The sequence below is a fragment of the Blastopirellula sp. SH421 genome (assembly GCF_057808535.1).
In genome coordinates this window covers 3,278,224-3,294,840 of record NZ_CM173712.1, presented here as the reverse complement: position 1 = coordinate 3,294,840, position 16,617 = coordinate 3,278,224, and the positions used below count along the sequence as shown (strand labels likewise).

At 56.0% G+C, this 16,617-nt stretch carries 13 protein-coding genes; 6 read left to right on the top strand and 7 right to left on the bottom strand.

Annotated features, from left to right (window positions below; translation table 11 throughout):
• Positions 1-2: 2 nt before the first annotated feature.
• Genes modB through hslV form a run of 4 tightly spaced genes read right to left on the bottom strand, consistent with a single transcriptional unit; the run spans position 3 to position 3,484 of the window.
• Positions 3-686, bottom strand: coding sequence for a molybdate ABC transporter permease subunit (modB, locus tag SH421x_RS13770; protein WP_488856341.1), 684 nt, complete (start codon positions 684-686; stop codon positions 3-5).
• Positions 667-1,473, bottom strand: a complete 807-nt coding sequence (modA, locus tag SH421x_RS13765) for a molybdate ABC transporter substrate-binding protein (RefSeq protein ID WP_488856340.1) — start codon at positions 1,471-1,473, stop codon at positions 667-669. Before modA ends, modB begins: the two co-directional genes overlap by 20 nt.
• A complete protein-coding gene (gene hslU, locus SH421x_RS13760; protein ID WP_488856339.1) occupies positions 1,470-2,816 on the bottom strand; it encodes an ATP-dependent protease ATPase subunit HslU in 1,347 nt (448 codons plus the stop codon). The genes modA and hslU overlap by 4 nt, the downstream gene beginning before the upstream one ends.
• Complete coding sequence (gene hslV / locus SH421x_RS13755; protein WP_488856338.1) at positions 2,813-3,484, bottom strand: ATP-dependent protease subunit HslV; 672 nt, start codon at positions 3,482-3,484, stop codon at positions 2,813-2,815. Before hslV ends, hslU begins: the two co-directional genes overlap by 4 nt.
• Between hslV and SH421x_RS13750 the strand changes: the two genes are divergently transcribed.
• Positions 3,463-4,056, top strand: a complete 594-nt coding sequence (locus SH421x_RS13750) for a hydrolase (RefSeq protein WP_488856336.1) — start codon at positions 3,463-3,465, stop codon at positions 4,054-4,056. The genes hslV and SH421x_RS13750 overlap by 22 nt on opposite strands.
• A gap of 12 nt (positions 4,057-4,068) precedes the next feature.
• On the opposite strand, the gene SH421x_RS13745 is transcribed toward SH421x_RS13750, so the two are convergent.
• Positions 4,069-4,542: a hypothetical protein gene (locus SH421x_RS13745; RefSeq protein ID WP_488856335.1), complete on the bottom strand. Its 474-nt coding sequence runs from the start codon at positions 4,540-4,542 to the stop codon at positions 4,069-4,071.
• Positions 4,543-4,904: 362 nt separating this feature from the next.
• On the opposite strand from SH421x_RS13745, the gene SH421x_RS13740 reads away from it, so the two are divergent.
• On the top strand, positions 4,905-6,242 hold the full coding sequence (locus SH421x_RS13740) for a Gfo/Idh/MocA family protein (RefSeq protein WP_488856333.1): 1,338 nt from the start codon (positions 4,905-4,907) through the stop codon (positions 6,240-6,242).
• 107 nt (positions 6,243-6,349) lie between these two features.
• On the opposite strand, the gene SH421x_RS13735 is transcribed toward SH421x_RS13740, so the two are convergent.
• Positions 6,350-9,715, bottom strand: a complete 3,366-nt coding sequence (locus SH421x_RS13735; protein WP_488856332.1) for a secretin N-terminal domain-containing protein — start codon at positions 9,713-9,715, stop codon at positions 6,350-6,352.
• Positions 9,716-10,106: 391 nt separating this feature from the next.
• On the opposite strand from SH421x_RS13735, the gene SH421x_RS13730 reads away from it, so the two are divergent.
• Together SH421x_RS13730 and bamJ are read left to right on the top strand one after the other, a co-directional pair.
• The gene (locus SH421x_RS13730) at positions 10,107-11,450 is read left to right on the top strand and encodes a DUF1570 domain-containing protein (protein WP_488856331.1); all 1,344 of its coding nucleotides are present in this window, start codon (positions 10,107-10,109) and stop codon (positions 11,448-11,450) included.
• 124 nt (positions 11,451-11,574) lie between these two features.
• Complete coding sequence (gene bamJ, locus SH421x_RS13725; RefSeq protein ID WP_488856330.1) at positions 11,575-12,306, top strand: BamJ family beta-barrel-assembly machinery protein; 732 nt, start codon at positions 11,575-11,577, stop codon at positions 12,304-12,306.
• Between the two features lie 65 nt (positions 12,307-12,371).
• On the opposite strand, the gene SH421x_RS13720 is transcribed toward bamJ, so the two are convergent.
• Positions 12,372-13,157 carry a phosphatase PAP2 family protein gene (locus tag SH421x_RS13720; RefSeq protein WP_488856328.1) on the bottom strand — a complete coding sequence of 262 codons (786 nt, stop codon included), beginning with the start codon at positions 13,155-13,157 and terminating at the stop codon, positions 12,372-12,374.
• A gap of 195 nt (positions 13,158-13,352) precedes the next feature.
• Between SH421x_RS13720 and SH421x_RS13715 the strand changes: the two genes are divergently transcribed.
• A complete protein-coding gene (locus SH421x_RS13715; RefSeq protein ID WP_488856326.1) occupies positions 13,353-15,092 on the top strand; it encodes an ArnT family glycosyltransferase in 1,740 nt (579 codons plus the stop codon).
• A 146-nt stretch (positions 15,093-15,238) separates the two neighbouring features.
• Positions 15,239-16,615 (top strand): DUF1501 domain-containing protein, encoded by a 1,377-nt coding sequence (locus tag SH421x_RS13710; RefSeq protein ID WP_488856325.1) that lies wholly within the window; start codon positions 15,239-15,241, stop codon positions 16,613-16,615.
• Positions 16,616-16,617: the final 2 nt, after the last annotated feature.

Genomic DNA, 16,617 nt, shown 5'->3' with positions numbered 1-16,617 from the left:
ACTTATGCCTGGTTAGTTGGATCGGTGCGACGCTCTAGATACTCGCTGACAAGCAGCGCGGCGGCCGAGATGACGATCGACGCTAGGATCAACATCGCAATCTGACGCTCTCCCCCCGGCGTTTCTAGTTCACTATAAATCTTCAGCGGAATTGTGCGAGTCTCACCTGCGATATTGCCGGCAATCATAATCGTTGCGCCAAACTCACCCAGAGCTCGGGCAAAGGCCAACACGGCGCCGGCAATCACTCCGCGGCGCGCCAAAGGCAATGTGATGCTAAAGAACAGATCAAGCGAACTTGCCCCCAGCGTACGAGCCGCGTCTTCAAGACGGAGATCCACGCTGGCGATCGCAGAACGAATAGAGCGCACCAACAGCGGAAACGAAACAACCGCCGCCGCCAATGCAGCGCCCTTCCAATCAAACACCAATTGGATGCCGAACCAATCTTCCAGCCAACTGCCGATTGGCCCGCGTCTGCCGAACGTGATCAGCAGCAGATACCCCGTCACCACCGGCGGCATCACCAGCGGAAGATTGATGATCGTTTCCAACACTATTTTGCCCGGAAATCGCTTTCGCGCCAGCAACCAACCGGCGGCGATCCCCCAGGGCAAACTGCAAATCACGGCAACCAGCGCCACCTTGAGGCTGACCGCGATAGCGCTAAGGTCGGCCGGCGTCATTTGCTTCTCCGGCACGATCTGGCAGCGAAACAAACTGATGCCGCGCAAAAATCTTGCTCCCCTCCGCCGATTGCAGGAAGGTAAAGAAGTCAGCCGCCGCAGGCGACGCATCCTTGAGCAAAATCGCAGGGTAAATGATCGGCGCGTAACTCGCAGGGTCGAGTTCTCCCAAGACGCTCACCCGAGCAGAGCTCGCCGCATCCGTTAAATAAACAATGCCGGCGTCGACTTCCCCTTGTTCCACGTAAGTCAGCGTGGTCCGCACATCATTGCCCCGCACGATGCGATCGCCCAGCAGATCATACAGGCCGGTCGCGCGAAGTGACTGAGCCGAGTAGATACCAGCCGGAACATTTTCACCTGCAATTGCGATTTGCTTAGCTTTCGTCGTGATCTCACTGGGATCGATGATTTCGGCGGGATTGTCACGAGGCACAATCCATACCAATCGATTTGACAATAGCGCCACGCGCTGCTTGATGAGGTCTTGCTTGACCAGCGAATCGGCCCATTGCTCATTGGCTGAGATATAAATATCGGCAGGAGCGCCCGCCAAAATCTGTTGCGCTAACGCATTGGAAGGACCAAAACTAATCCGCACTTGCAGTCCTGACTGAGTGGACCAAGCATCGGCTGCTTCTTGAATCGCATTGGTCAGACTGGCGGCCGCCAAGACGGTCACTGTTTCTCGCGACAGAGCCGAATCGCGCGACAAACCGCAGCCAGTCAACGTGCAAACCGCCAACCCTAGCGCGGTAAAAACTGCAAACCCAAGGCGGCTGCTCATAAAATAAACCGGCTCAGGTCTTCATCTTGCGAAACCTTGGTCAAACGCTCTCGCACGTAGGCGGCGTCGATCGTCACCTGCTGCGACTTCATGTCTGGCGCCTCAAAACTGAGCTCTTCCAGCAGCCGCTCCATGATCGTATACAATCGGCGGGCTCCAATATTTTGAGTCGTTTGATTCACTTGAAATGCAAAAGCCGCCAACTCTTCGATTGCGTCGGCGGTGAAGTGGATGTTCAGCCCTTCCGTTTCTAACAGCTCTTTGTACTGCATCGTGAGCGAAGCGTTGGGCTCGGTCAGGATGCGGACAAAGTCATCTTTGGTCAGATCATTCAATTCAACTCGAATCGGAAATCGCCCCTGCAGTTCTGGCATCAATTCGCTGGGACTGGTCTTATGAAACGCTCCGGCGGCAATGAACAACACATGATCGGTCGAAACGTAGCCATGCTTGGTTTGGACTGTCGTTCCTTCGACGATCGGCAGCAAGTCGCGCTGCACCCCTTGGCGCGATACGTCGGCGCCTTTGCCGTCTGTCGCGATGATCTTGTCCAGCTCATCTAGGAAGATGATTCCCAGATTCTCCGCTAACTCAATCGCCGCTTGATTGATCGCGTCTTTGTCGAGCAGGCTTTCGCTCTCTTGCTCTAACAACACGCCGCGGGCCTGAGCAATGGTCATTTCGCGGCGTGACGAGTTCTTGGGCAAGATCTTCTCAAACATTCCTTGCAGATCAACATCCATTTGTTCCAGCCCCATGCCGCCAAGCATCATCGGCGATGACTTTTGCTCGATCGTTAGCTCGACCTTCCGCTGCTCCAGCTCACCACCGCGCAGCATGCCGCGAAAGCGTTCGCGGGTTCGCTCGTAATGATCGGTTGCTGACTCTTCTTCACTCGCCATCTCGTAGGAGACAGGGCGGGGGACCAGCAGGTCGAGCAAACGCTCTTCGACGCGAACCGCCGCATCCTTTTCGACATTCTTTCGCTCTCGCTCACGGACCATCGCTATCGAGGTTTCGACCAGTTCACGAACCATGCTTTCGACGTCGCGGCCGTAATAGCCAACTTCGGTGTACTTGGTCGCTTCAACTTTTAGGAACGGAGCACCGGTTAGTTTCGCCAGTCGTCGCGCGATCTCGGTTTTGCCTACGCCGGTTGGTCCCATCATCATGATGTTCTTCGGTGCGATTTCATTTTGCAGCTCTTCTGGCAGTTGCTTACGCCGCCAACGGTTGCGCACCGCGACTGCAACCGCTCGTTTGGCGTCGGCCTGACCAACAATATTTTGATCCAGCGCCGCGACGATCTCGCGCGGAGTCAACTCTTGCGGCGATTGGCTCACGATTGGCTCTCCATACTTTCGACCATGATATTGTCATTGGTGTAGATATCGATTCCCGCGGCGATCTTCAGCGATGCGCGGACGATTTCATCAGCAGACAAGACGCTATGCTCGACCAAGGCTCTCGCGGCAGCAACCGCGTAATCGCCGCCAGAACCAATTCCCAGTACTCCATCGGTTGGCGCAATCACGTCGCCGGTTCCGCTGATCAAAAACGTATGTTCACCGCTAATCACCGTCATCAACGCTTCTAAACGCCGCATCGCGCGATCGGTTCGCCATTCCTTCGCCAGCTCGGTCGCCGCCTTGGGGACGTTGCTGGGATAGTCCTTCAGTTTGCCTTCAAACCGTTCCAGCAGCGAAAAAGCGTCCGCGGTCGATCCAGCGAAGCCGCAGATCACTTTGCCGCCCAGCAGCGGGCGAATCTTGTGTGCATCGGATTTCATGACCGACGAATTCATGGTAACTTGACCATCGCCGCCGATTGCGACGCGGCCATTGTGCCGCACGGTCAAAATCGTGGTAGAACGTATTTTCATCGCAAAGACTTTCGGGGTTTCGATCTCTGGATATTGTGACGGATCGACCTGCTCGCGACTAGGACCGCAAACCGCCAACTTCTCCACGGTGAAGACCGCTCGTAACCATGAACGCTCCGTCTGATGCACCCGGCTATTTCCGGAGCCCGCTGTTGATGTCTAGCAGCGATACGGCGCTACTGCTGATCGACCTGCAAGAGCGGCTAATGCCGGTCATTGACCAGGCCGAATCCATTATCGAAAACGTGCAACGTTTGGTTTTGACGGCGCAGCTGTTTGATATGCCGGTGCTGGGAACCGAACAATACCCCCAGGGATTGGGAGCGACGGTTGAGCCGCTTCATTCTCTGCTGCCAGAGCTGCCTGCAAAGATCGCTTTCAGCGCTTGCGGGGTTCCTGGGCTACTCAAAGATCTACCCCAGCGAACGATTCACAAGCTGTTGCTGGTCGGGGTAGAAGCTCACGTCTGCATCCAGCAAACGGCGCTCGATCTGCTTGCCGCTGGTTTTGATGTTTATATCGCCGTCGACGCCATCGGCTCACGCTTTCCGCTCGAAAAAGAGATTGCACTGCGGCGCATGGAATCAGCCGGCGCAGTGTTGACTACAACCGAAGCCGCAATGTTTGAATGGTGCGAACGCGCCGGAGACGAGCGATTTAAACAGGTCAGCCGATTGGTGAGGAAGAAGCACGCGGAGTAGTCATTCAAAAGTTCACCCAGCGATCTTCTCAAACTGCGACAAAATCTCTCGCTCATCTTCCCACTGTTGACGGCAGCCATCAGGTTGTTCAAGCCAGATTGATTGCTGACCGTCTCGGCCGATAACGCGCCAAGTTTCGCCTCCGCGATGGACACGGATGATGCGGCCGGTTACGTCCAAGATGGGCATTGAACTGCGCAGTCGGATTCGATCCCCTTGCTGCAGCGATTGGCAGGTCGGCTCGGCTCCGGCCGATTCAGCGATCAGCGCATGTAAGCTTTCGTGCCGCAGCGCACATTGCCAGACAGCACGGCGAACTTCCGGAGAAGCGAGCGGTTTTAAACCGCGCGTGTGACTATCGAACAGGGCCCGATTCAAGCTATCCCGAGCAGGCGTTCCCAGAGACTCAAACCACCACTGAATCAGGTTCCGTGAGGCGCAGTCGGCTACAAACGTTTGCAGCGTGAGGAGCTCCGAATTCTGCACAGGCGACCTTTCTCAAAGAAAGCAGCTATCATCACCTTCCATTCATCGACCATTGACTCGTCCTGACTGCAAAATCCGCGGCGATAGCTGCCTGGGATAATCGCAAAAAATAGGTAGTTTGTGCCGAAAATGCCGAACACGGGCTTTTAACTTTGCGACTTGGATCAGGTAGATGGCGTCTTAGCTTTCGCTAAACGCCGAAATTGGGACGAATTGCATCTACCTGATGGTGGATGATCTCAGGTGATATCTTTTGTCGCTTCGGGGCCCACAATATTATAAAATCATGTTGACGGCGGCTATTCCCATCAGGGAGACTAGATGTTCCTACCTGGGATGCCCACCACCGATCCTCTTGAGAAATGCTCATGATTCCAAAGCCAAGTCGACGTCAATTTGTGAAACAGCTCGGTCTCGCCGGCGCTGCATTGGCACTGCCAGCCGTTTCTTATTCCCGCGTCATGGGAGCGAATGCAAAGTTGCGTGTCGCCAGTGTCGGAACCGGCGGCAAAGGCTGGAGCGACCTGTTAGGAGTCGCCGCGAGTCCTGCTGTCGAAGTCGTAGCGCTGTGTAACATCGACAGCTCGTACGATCACCTGGGTCGCGCGGCCGAGAAGTATCCTGCAGCGCGCACTTACGCCGACTATCGCAAAATGCTCGATAAATCGGACGACATTGATGGCGTGATCGTCTCGACGCCTGACTTTATGCATGCTCCGATCTCACTTTCGGCGATGGCGCTGGGTAAAAATGTCTTCTGCCAAAAGCCGCTGACACATACCGTCAAAGAGGCTCGGCAGATGCAGTTGGCCGCGCAGCAACACAAAGTGGTCACACAGATGTGTAACCAAATTCAATCCCACACCGCCTATCGCACCGCGGTCGCGCTGGTCCACGCTGGCCAAATCGGCAAAGTGCTGGAAGTCCATTCCTGGCAAGCAGGTCAACCCAGTTGGCCCCGTAACATCGATCGGCCCGCCGGTTCTGATCCTGTCCCCAAGACCGTTGCGTGGGATCTCTGGCAAGGGGTTGCTCCCCATCGCCCGTTCCTGACCGGGATGTACCATCCGTTCAACTGGCGCGGCTGGCAAGCATACGGCACCGGACAACTGGGAGACTTCGGCTGCCACATTCTCGATCCGGTTTTCAAAGCGCTAGAGCTGACTGCGCCGTTAGAACTGGTCGCTGAAGCGCCGCCGCTTAAAGCAGAAACCTGGACCGACAAAGCGACCGTCAGTTACGTCTTCCCCGGCACCGAACGAACCGCCGGCGACACGATCAAGGTCACGTGGTACGACGCTGCTGGCGTTCGTCCGCCCGAATCAGCGCTGACGAGTCTGCCGAAGTCGGCTGAGCTTCCCGGCGCCGGCTCGATCCTGATCGGCGAAAAGGGGACGCTCGTCATCCCCCACGTCGCAATGCCCAAGCTCTACCTAAAAGGAGAGGAGACCGAGGCCAAGTATCAAGCGGTTGACGGAGTCGATCACTACGTCCAATGGGCCGACGCTTGTCGGGGAGAAGACAAAACGACTTCGACTTTCGATTACGCGGTCCCGCTGACCGAGACGGTACTGCTGGGAACCATCGCAATTCGCTTCCCTGGTCAATCGTTGAAGTGGGACTCCACCAGAATGGCGATCCCGAACTTCAGTCAGGCAGAATCCTATCTGTCGAAAGATTATCCCCCTGGCTGGATGTAATCTGCGCCGGAAATAACGCCAAACAGTCGTCATTTGCCCAAAAACCGAGACCGCACGGCTTTCGTGCGGTCTCGGTTCATTTCTTGCGAGATTGCCTGCTGGGCCGACTAACGTCCGCCGCGACCGCGACCTCCGCGATCTCCGCCGCCACCTTCTCCTCCGCCGCCACGGCCACCGCGACCACCTTGCTGGTCCATGGCGCCTCGAATGCGATTAAACATCTCCATCCGTTGCCGCATTGCGTCGGCGTCCGCCTGACTCGGCTGTTGCGGCTGACCAGGAGTCGCTTGTCCGTTGGAACTAGAAGTAGTTGAAGTGGTGTTCGACGTGACGTTGGCGCCCAAAATGGATTTGAGCGCGTTTTGCACCGTCACGGGATTCGACTTGCGAATGTTGACTACCTGCATCGTCTCTTGCGAATCTGATCCTGCTTGGTCGAGTTGCTCGACCAACAATTTGACTTCTTGAAACAACGGCTCCGGAGCCGAGACGATCAGCGCGTTGCTGCGTGTATCGACGCCGATTGTCATCTTGGGCGGTTCGCTCTGCGCGCCTTGGCCACCACCTTGTCCGCCGCCGCGACCTCCGCGACCGCCGCCCAAGGCGCGGATGAAATCTTCTGGACTTGGTTGACGCTGTTGGCCGCCGCTCCCGGCCGCTTCGGCGATCCGATCGGCGTAGACTTGTTTCACCACATTCAATACATCACTGGCCGGTTGAAACATGACCGGAATCATACGCGGCTTGGCTTTGGTTTGGACTTCTTCTGGACTATAGGGCTGATCAATGATTTTAAGCAATTGCTCGATCACTTGAACGTCGGTAGGCGTTCCTTTGACGACCAACGCATTGAGTCGACCATCGGCGACCACCGAAAAACTGCCGGATGCGGAGTAACTGCTTCCGCCGCTGCTGCCGCCCAAGCCCAACAGTGAGCCCATCAGTCCACCGCCGCCACCGAGCATGTTCGAAGCCATGTCTCCTAACAATCCGCCCCCTCCTGCATCTCCGCCGCCGGACGCGGATTGACCGGTCAAAATACGCGACAGCAAATCGGCCGCCACGTCAGCCGGAGCATGTTTCAGATAAAAGACGGTATAGTCAGCGCCGCTATTCGCGATCCGGTCTCCCAGCATTTGGATCAACTCTTCGAGTTGGTCGAGCGCTTCGGTATCGTCGGACGCAATCACGATCCCACCGGGACCCGGCATGATGATGATTTCAGCTTGCTTTTTCGCAGTCGCCGGGCTCTTCGGCTCGGTTGCCTCGGTTTGCCCCGGCTCACTCTCAGCAGCTTTGGCGGTTTCTGCTTCCGTCGTATCGCTGACAAAGCGAAAAGGAGATGGGGAAGTTGTTTGGGCCGATTCATCTTCGCGCAAAATCGCCGGCGTTTTATTCGGGGGAAATAGCAGCCGAAGATTCTCTTGGAACTCATCCTCGGCCGGCGAATCTTTAGGACTGACAGTCCGGATCGGCGGCGCCGAAGGACGCACAACCCGGATCCGCGCCGTGCTGACCGTCGGCCAGATCATTTCTAACTCATCCAAAATCTGCGTGGAGGTCGCGCCCGGCAAAGAGAGCGTGCGAACGCGTCCACGATCCAACGACGACGCGAGCGCCGCCTCGGGATCCTCACCCATCTGCTTAAGCAGATCATTGATCTGCTCGATCTGATCTTGCGTACCACGCACCAGCAGCATGCCGCTGATCGGGTCGGCATCGACGATCGGAGCGCTGGGATTCGGCGTTTCTCCTCCGCCTCCAAATAACTTGCTGATCGACAGCACGGCCAATTGGGGATCCACCGATTGCAGCTGAATGACCGAGATCTTCTTCGAATCGCGCTGCATCTGGTCGAGCGTTGCGCGAATGGTCGCATGTTGCGACGGCTTGGCTAACGCCACCAGATTGCCCGTATTTTCGTCAATCGCCAGACGAACTTCCGGCAAGCCGGCCAATAACGTCTGCATCACTTGCAATACCGTCGCCGGCTGCGAAGAACCAACGGCGTAAACTTCCAATTGCGGTTGCTCACTGACGGCGACCATGCCGCCTGGTTGATCAACCATTTTCAAGATCTCTTGCACACGCTGCGTCAGTTCTGGCTCGCCGCTGACAAACAGCCGACCACCGAGCGCGTCAACCGCAATCCGCAGCGTGCCATCATCCGTGCCGTTCGCTTCTGGCGGCAGATCAAGCAATTGTCGCACCACGGTCAGCGCCTCTTCAGGACCAACGTTCTCAAGCGTGACAATTTGCACCTGCTCGCTCAAGGGGCGTTCGACAGCATTGATCACGTTGCGAATCGTCCGCAACCTTCCGGCCGTTTCGGTCACAAAAATCTGTTTGGACTTCGGCAAGACGACGACTTGACCTTGCGGCCCGATCAATTTGGTGATCTCCGCTTCGGCTTCTTCCGCCGTCATCCGGCTTAGCGTAAACAGCGTGCTGACCAGTTCGTATTCGCCCCGTTTATCGAGTTCTTCGGCCGAGACTGTCGTGACCAGATTCGGCGGAATGCCGTCCTCCAGGTTGATTACCAACAACATCTTTTCGCGGCGAACCAGCGTATACCCTTTGGTCAGCAAAACGCTGTTGAGCAGATCAATCGCTTGAGCCGGCGTGTATGCGCGGCCATCGGTGTAGTTGAATGTGCCAGCCGGAGGAGCATCCATCACCATCGACAGGTCCGACTTCTCGGCAAACCAATCCAGCACGTCTCGCCAGGGAGCATACCGAAAGCTGAACCGCAACAACGGTTCGCCATCCGGTCCTACCTCGGGCTCCATTTTTGGCTTTGGCTCTGCGGCTGGCTGATCACTTGCAGAGGCCGCATCCGCTGGTGCAGGCGCAGCGGCGACTTCGGGTTTCATCTCCGCCGGCAGCGGATCGGCTGGGGGAGTTACTTCGGTCAGCGGATCAGTCGGCTTTCCAACCAAACCGGCTAATTGATCCCAGGCCGCTTGTTGCGAGGGGCTCAGCAGCTTCCGAGCGTCGCGTTCAAAATCTTTACGCGCCGCTTCAACTGCCGGAGCACCGGCCGCTTGCGCGGCGTCGATGTTGCCGGCTAACTGGGCAATTTGAGTTTTTTGGTCAGCGGTCAACTTCAGCGGATCGGCGATTTCGGCCGTCAGCAACGACGCCATGCCGGCTTGCTTCACGCTAAATCGTTTCAGGCCTATCTGCTGATCAGGCGTCAGCAGCGTAAAACCGAGCTTTTCGGACTCGGCGACAAACGGCGCCAACTTAGCAGTTTGTTCTGCTTTCGGCAGATTGCTGATCGATAGGGCCAGTTCCAACGCTTTATCTTCGCGGTCGGCAATGAGCTGTTTCAGCTTTTCCTGCGTCTCGGCGTCGATGTTCAGCTTTTCGGCTGCATCAGCATCCAGCGCGTACGCCAACACGCCGACAAAAGCGGGGTCAGCGGCCGAAATCGAAGTCGATAGCAAAGAAACGCAGACGAACGCCGCCAAAAGAAGCCTGCCGGATTTGAAAATAGAATTTGCGACCATCGTGGTATGCATTGACCCGGAAAATGGATAAGTTCGCCAAAAAATGCCGTAAGCTCTTCTAAAACAATAGTTTAGAGAATGGTTTTTGGCGAGATTCAGAGGTATAAGTTCGGTGGAACAATCAACTGTCCCGTTTGTTTAACCCGGAAAGCCGGCGTTTGTGTCCACGAAGTCTTGGTTTTTCTCATAATTCAGTAGTGGGAAATTCCTTGCCAGAAAGGAGTTTCGTCGCAAATATAGAAGCAACCCGCCGAAGCCGCTTTTCAAACGACCTGACCGCAGCCCAAAGCATGCCATGAGAAAACTAGCGATTTTCATTGCCGCTTGGCTTACCATACCCCTCTTAGGGGCAGTGGATTCAATCGCTCAAGGAACCAAAGTTCCCAATCCGCGCGCTTTTGGGCTCGACCTACCGCCGGGTGTGGTATCGCACACGCTTACCGGCAGTGTCGAAGTCCGCGACGAGTCTGGCGAACTGGTGATCGGTCGGATCCATGTGATGATCGGCAACAATCTGGTGGTCGAGCTTCCCGATGGCCAAATGGTGACCCGTGCGGTCAGCGAGCTGCGGCGGACTGACGCTCTTTTTAAAGGGATGGACAAAAAAGCGCTAGCCAAGCGACTCGAGGCGAAGTTTCCCGGTTTTAAGACGCGGACCAGTCGGCACTATGTCTTTGTTTACAACACATCGCAAGAGTTTGCCGATGCGACCATGCGGATTTTAGAGTCGATGATTCCCGGTATGCAAAAGCATGCGAAAGCGCAGCGGATCGAAGTGCATGAGCCAGACGTACCACTAGTCGTCATTATGTTCGCGACCGAGGCCGAATATCAGCAGTTCAGCGAAGTCCCAGAGGGAATCGTCGCGTTCTACGATACGCTGGCCAATCATGTGGTGATGTACGAACGCCCCACAGATCCCCCCATTAAACAAGACCTTTACTACAAACAGGCAATCTCCACGATCGCCCACGAAGGGGCTCACCAGATCTTGCACAACATCGGCGTTCAGCAGCGGCTTTCGCGCTGGCCGATGTGGATTTCGGAAGGAATCGCCGAGTACTACGCTCCGACCGAGTTTGGTACACGCATGAAGTGGAAAGGCGCCGGCGTGATCAACGACATGCGCATGTTTGAGCTGGAGTCGTACATCAAAGGGAAAGACGCCGAACAAGCTGATGGAATCATGGTCGAGCAGACCGTGAAAGCGGCGCGGCTGACCTCGACCGGCTATGCTTCGGCCTGGGGATTAACCCATTATCTCGCGTCGCAGCGACGATCCAATTTTAATGATCTGATGCGTGAGTTGAGCGAGATCAAACCAATGGAAGGCTCGGTCAACGTCTCGGCCGGCGGGGTGATTCTCTCCAATCAAGAGGATTTCTCCAAACATTTTGGCGCCGACCTTCACCAGATCGAAAAGGAAATGATCGACCACCTGAAGTCTCAGGTATATAACCATCCATTCGCTGAATTCGCCCATTTCACCGCAACGGTAAAGATCGCGGTGAACGGCAAAACCTTCGGAACAGCGAATGTATTTCATGCTCAAGACCTGGCCGCTCAGTGGCAAACGCAGCAGCTAAAAAAGCTAACTCCCGAGCAACGTGCCGGGGCAATGGTCGAAATTCGCCTGTTTCGCAACCGCGGCGAAGCAGAGCGATTTGCCACCCAATGGCTCCGGATGATCAAATAGTCCCGTTCTTCCCCGATTTCCAAGTCGCGGCGAATCTTCAATAATACTAGCAGTCAAGGCGCGTCCGCGAGCGTCTACCCACCTACTTGCCGTCAGAAGCGGCCTCTCCTGGAAAGGATTACTTATGAAACGCGTCCTATGTTTGACGCTGGCGCTGCTCTCGCTCGGTCCGGCCGTACTGCGGGCTCAAGAGCCGGCTGCCCCGCAGGGGGAACTCGGTTCGGTCATGCAAAAGGCCTCTTACGTCATCGGACGTAATTTTGGCACGAACATCAAATCGGACCTACCGACGATCGACATCAAAGCCTTGCTGCTGGGGATCAACGAATCGCTGGAAGGAAAAGAGTCGCAACTGACTCCTGAACAGATCCAAGCGACCATGGTTGAATTCCAGAAGGTGCTGGTTGCCGAACAGCAAAAGTCGATGGCAGCAGCGAAACAAGAGGGAATCGATTTCCTGGCCGCAAACGCCAAGAAGCCGAACGTCAAAACGACCAAGAGTGGTTTGCAGTACATCATTGAAAAAGAAGGGACCGGCCCTTCGCCGACCAAAAATGACGACGTAGTCTGTCATTACAAAGGCGTCTTGCTTGACGGCACCGTCTTCGACAGCTCCTACGAGCGAGGTGAACCGGCTCGTTTCCCGGTCAGCGGCGTGATCGCAGGTTGGACAGAAGCACTGCAACTGATGAAGACCGGCGCTAAATGGAAGTTGTTTGTCCCGTCCGATCTCGCCTATGGCGATCGCGGCAATCAGGCCATTCCGCCCAGCTCGGTGCTGATCTTTGACATCGAACTGCTCGAAGTTCTTCCTCCAGCCGCAGACGCCGCCCCCGGCGCCGGCGCCGAGAAGTAGTCGCCACGGCGATTCCTCTTGGGAAAGATTAACCCTGATTAGCGGGCGTCGCTTAGCGACGTCCGCTATTTTTCTAGGCTGGCGGTGACACCGCCGCCGCGGCGTAAGCGATTGACCCATGCGTTGGTCCAACGGATCAAGCGATCTTGATCCAGAACCACCGCCGCAAAAGCGGTTCCCACCGCCCAGCCCCAGATCACGTCGCTAGGAAAATGCGCCCCTACCAGCACGCGCTGGAAACCTGCCAACAGCGTCAGGCCGACAAACAACCAGCGTCCATGGGGATAGATCAACGTCAACGAAACCGCCAGGGCTGCGGCTGTCGCCGCGTGTGCAGACGGACAGCCTTGATAGGCATGCTCTCCTAGATGCGACCAGGCAGCCGGATTGAATAACGGAAACGGAGCGTAAAAACTCGCCCAGATTGATTGCGAAAAGTCGAAGGTGTGGGGGCGAATTCGCGCCAGCAGAGAGACCTTCATTATGTTGGCCATCATGCCGCCGCCCAACGCAGTCAGCAGCGGCACATAAAATAAGCGGCGATGCTGCCGGTCCAAGACGGCCATTGCAATCACGATTATCACAACACCGGTCCCATGGGCGAATGCTTCACTTAACAAGATCAGCGTGCGAAGGTCACCTTTGATATTCCAGGCCAGATCGCCTGGCTCGACAAAATTGGCGCTAACCGCATGGTCAATCGGTACCAACAAAAAGCCAAGCAAAAACAGGATCGCGGACAGATAGTAAACACGCCGCATTGAAGTTGGCGCAAAATCTGGATCCTGGGGATCGACCGCTAACAGCGGGGACTCGATCAAGGTCGACTTATTTCGGGGCTCGGAGATCACAACGAATTCTGCAAAAACAAAGGAAGCATGGCGTTACGTATTTTCAAAACAGCTTAGGTTTTGGGGACGTTAGTGTAGCTGGCGAAGTTCTCGCTTCGAACAGCAAATTCTAGCCAAGGAATTGACGTTGCTTTCTGCTGGCGCCTAAGAGTAAGCTTTCACAGCCTATTTTCACACCCAAGCAAAGGATTGCTTATGAAGGGGGGACAACTTGCCCCTTGGCTGCTGGCCTGCGTATCCGTAGTTGCATTTTTCACTAATCTCGGTGGCCCTCGGCTCTGGGATCGTGACGAACCTCGCAACGCCGGCTGCGCTGTCGAAATGCTGCAAGCCAACGACTGGGTGACTCCTCGCTTTAATGACGAAGTTCGCTCGCACAAGCCGGTGTTGCTGTACTGGCTGATGATGACCGCCTATTCGGTCCTAGGCGTCAATGAGTTTGCAGCTCGTTTTTGGTCGGCTGCGCTGGGCGTTTCGGTCGTACTGCTGACATACGACCTTGGCCGCCGCTTGTTCAATCCTCAGGCCGCCTTCTGGGGCGCACTAGCTCTGGCGACGTCTTTGATGTTTGCGATGGCGGCGCGAATTGCCACTCCAGATGCGCTGTTGGTCTTTACTGTGACCCTGACCATGTGGGTCTACGTCTGGGGAGTCGGCGATTGGTCAAATCCGGATTCCAGTTATTATCCAGAGACCTGGTGGAAAGTTGCTTTGCTCTATGGATCGATGGGGCTGGCGATGCTGGCAAAAGGTCCGATCGGCTTAATCTTACCGACTGCGATCATCGGCATGTTTCTGCTGATCCAGAGATTGCCTGCCAACCCAACAAGCGGTTGGCGAAGTTGGCTAACGCCGCTCCAACCGTTCGCTCCGCTGCACTTTCTAAAAACCTGCTGGTTCATGCGTCCATTCCTCGCGATCCTTGCCGCCTTCGCGGTAGCGCTCCCTTGGTATTTGTGGGTTGGCCTGCGTGAGTTCGCTTGGATCCGGGGGTTTTTCTGGGAACATAACGTCGGCCGCGCCACCTCCGCGATGGAAGGGCATGAGGGGCCTGTCTTCTTTTATCTTGCCGCAATCTGCATCGGCTTTTTCCCGTGGTCAATTTTCTTTACGCCGACCCTACTGGATCTCGTCTCGCAGATTCGCCGCCGCGCGCCGGAGATGCCTGGCCTGATCTTGCTCGCTTGTTGGTGCGGAGTTTGGATCACGTTGTTTTCGATCGCCAAGACCAAGCTTCCTAGCTATGTCACTCCTTGTTATCCGGCGTTAGCACTGCTGGTTGGCGCTACGTTGTCCCGTTTTATCTCCAGAGAGACCCAGGTCAGCCGCAATTGGAACCTCGCCGGTTGCGCGATTTCGATCGCGGTTGGTGTTGGCTTTTTGGTCGGAACGCCGTTGGCGATCGATCAATTTATTGCCGGAGAAGCGATTTTGGCTGTGGTCGGCATCTCACCGCTGGTCGGTGGAGCCTTCGCGTTTTACTTTTTCTGGAAGCATCAACCAGTTGTCGCGTTTTCGGCCTATGGAGCCGCGAGTCTCGCGTTCATCTTGCTAATGTTCGCGTTCGCCGCGCAGCGGGTCGACCGCCACCAAATGAATCAACCCATTATCACGCTGCTGCGCAACAGCGACCACGCAGACGAGCTGTTCTCTTACAACACCTTAGAGCCAAGTTGGGTCTTCTACAGCGGGCGAGCCATCCGGGAAGTGCAAGGAGATGAGTCACTGCTAAATGCGTCGATCGCGGCAAGCAGGTCTCCGCTGATCGTAACGACCCGAGCTCAGTATGATCACCTGTCGATCGAAACGCAGCAAAAGCTGGCCATCATTGAGTCGGCGCCGTACTTTCTGCGAAAAGATGAACTTGTTGTGTTGGCGTTTGGGGATTCTCCACAGGCCAAGACAGCGGCCCTGCGTCACTCGGATTCTCGCTAGGCTTTCTCCGTCAGCGACTAGATCGCGCAAAAGACCTCTGCATTTACTAGATTTTCTCTAAAAAACATTGACGCCCTGGGGCTGGTTCGATAGTTTGAAAGGAGCGCCCTCCTTCCTGTCGCATCCCACCTACCCATCGCGGCGATATGCTTCAATTAACTTCTCGCGCCAAATCGGTGACTTGCGACGGTATGATCCGTCGTGATTTTTTGCAAGTCGGCGCGTTGGGCGCCCTCGGTTTGTCGCTTCCACACCTGTTGGCCGCCCAAGCGCAAGGTGCAATCGCCGACAATCATGATGAGCGTAGCGTCATCATGATCTTTAATCTTGGCGCGCCGAGCCAAATGGATACTTTCGATCCTAAGTCCGATGCGCCGGCCGAAGTGCGTGGTCCCTTCAAGCCGATCTCGACGAAGAGTCCCGACATTCAACTGACCGAGATCCTGCCGTTACATGCCGAGATCGCCGATCGATTTTCGTTGGTGCGCAGTTGTTATCACACCGGCGCTGCGGTCCACGACACGGGACATCAGATGTTGCAAACGGGGCGTCTGTTCACCGGTGGGGTCAACACGCCGCATGCCGGTTGCGTGCTTGAGTATCTCCGCGGCCGCAAAACGGACTTGCCAGCTCATGTGATCTTGCCAGAACCGATGGGCAACACCGGCGGCAATTTGCCGCACGGACAAGACGCCGGATTCCTGGGCAAAGCGTATGACCCCTTCGCGCTGATGGCCGATCCGTCGAAGCCTAATTTTCAAGTTCCCGACTTGCTGCCGCCCAAAGAAATCGGTCAAGCAAGACTGGAACGACGTCGCCGTTTGCGCCAAGTCGTAGAAGGCTCGATGCGCGACTTTGAAGCCAGCGAGAGCGCCAAGCTGATGGACGCCAACTTTGAGTCCGCCTACCGCATGATCACCAGCCCGGCTGCTCGAGACGCGTTTGATCTCTCCAAAGAATCGCCGGCGATGCGCGAGCGTTACGGCATGAATCGCTTCGGTCAAAGCTGTCTGCTTGCGCGACGTTTGATCGAAGCCGGCGTCCGGTTTGTTACCGTCAACACGTTTCTGACGGTCTTCGACGAAATTACGTGGGACATCCACGGATCAAAGCCGTTCACCTCGATCGAAGGGATGAAAGAGATCGTCGCGCCAATGTACGACCAGGCCTACTCGGCCCTGATCCATGATTTGGTCGATCGCGGTTTACTCGACAATACGTTGGTCTGCAATCTGGCCGAATTCGGTCGAACTCCGCGGGTCAATCCTGCCGGCGGACGTGACCATTGGCCGCAATGCTTTACCGTCTATTTTGCCGGTGGCGGCGTTCAAGGAGGTCGCGTCGTCGGACGCAGTGATCCCAACGGCGCTTATCCGGCCGAACGTCCTACACCGCCGTCCGAGGTGGTCGCAACCATCTATCGTAGTCTCGGACTCAATCTCGAAACAATGCTCCCCGGCCCTGCCGGTCGCCCCTTTCCATTGGTTGATTTTGGAGCGCACGCAATCGATGAATTGTTCTAACG